The 555-nt window shown below is 34.4% G+C and carries 1 protein-coding gene; it reads right to left on the bottom strand.

Annotated elements, in window-relative coordinates; genetic code table 11:
- A partial coding sequence (locus tag FK530_RS27680; protein WP_205124275.1) for a hypothetical protein occupies positions 1 to 555 on the bottom strand: 555 nt, incomplete at both ends.

Here is a 555-nt window from a genome sequence, read left to right as displayed (position 1 = left end):
AATCTTTCTTTTGGCGGTAATTCACTCCAATATTGAATTGACTCATTAACAGTTGCATCTTTATTTGTTGCTTCATTAAGTTGTTCTCTATTAAACTGTTCTGGTGATTCCGCTCTATATTGCATCATTGAATATAGACTTCGTCTACTCCAGCTTAAAATTGCACCTTTATCCATCTCTTTTTTATTATCAAGATAGAATTGTCTGGCTTTTTCTGCATTTTCTCTTTTAAGGTCATTATCAATAATTCCGTGGGGTTGCATAGCCTCCCATTCTTCCCATAACTTTAAATTATCAGGAAATTGAATAATTGATTTGAAAATCTTCGATACCCAGAAGGCATTACGTAGCTTTCTCATTAGTACAGAATCATAATGCAAAATTGTACCAGCAAAAATCATATCAAATTTTGCACCAACTTCTGCAAGCCCTTTAACAGCGCTATCGATATAAGCTTCACCTTTATCTCGTTGTTCTTTCTTTCTAACGTTATCATCATTCTCTAAGTCGTCAATAAAAACTAACTCTGGACGATAACTACCGTTTCGTCCTCCT

It is taken from the genome of Tsukamurella conjunctivitidis, assembly GCF_007858475.1.
GTDB classification, from domain to species: Bacteria; Actinomycetota; Actinomycetes; order Mycobacteriales; family Mycobacteriaceae; genus Tsukamurella; species Tsukamurella conjunctivitidis.
The sequence above is the reverse complement of the archived record's forward strand: the minus strand, read 5'-3'. Positions and strand labels throughout refer to the sequence as shown.